Origin of the sequence: Methylobacterium sp. WL103, from assembly GCF_008039885.1 — a bacterium.
GTDB classification, from domain to species: domain Bacteria; phylum Pseudomonadota; class Alphaproteobacteria; order Rhizobiales; family Beijerinckiaceae; genus Methylobacterium; species Methylobacterium cerastii.
In genome coordinates this window covers 1-453 of the sequence record NZ_VRUX01001283.1, presented here as the reverse complement: position 1 = coordinate 453, position 453 = coordinate 1, and the positions used below count along the sequence as shown (strand labels likewise).

Here is a 453-nt window from a genome sequence, read left to right as displayed (position 1 = left end):
GCGGCCGCCCGCGCCCTCGACCTGGTCGAGCCGGGCATGCGGCTCGGGCTCGGCACCGGCTCGACGGCGGCGGCCTTCGTCGCGCTCCTCGGGGCCCGCGTCCGCGACGGCCTCGACGTCGTCGGCGTGCCGACCTCCGAGGCGACCCATGCGGCGGCGACGCGCGAGGGCATTCGCCTCGCGACCCTGGAGGAGCTGCCCGAGCTCGACCTCACCATCGACGGAGCCGACGAGGTCGACGCCGACCTCCGCCTGATCAAGGGCGGCGGCGCGGCCCTGCTTCGCGAGAAGATCGTCGCCTGCGCCAGCCGCCGCATGGTGGTGATCGCCGACGCGGCCAAGCGCGTGGCGACGCTCGGCGCCTTCCCGCTACCGATCGAGGTCAACGCCTTCGGCCTCGCCGCGACCCGGATCGGCGTCGAGGCGGCGATCGCGCGCGCGGGCTGCGCCGGC

1 protein-coding gene is annotated in these 453 nt (G+C 76.8%); it reads left to right on the top strand.

What is annotated here, in order from left to right:
• A partial coding sequence (rpiA, locus tag FV222_RS29005; RefSeq protein WP_147816548.1) for a ribose 5-phosphate isomerase A occupies nt 1–453 on the top strand: 453 nt, incomplete at both ends.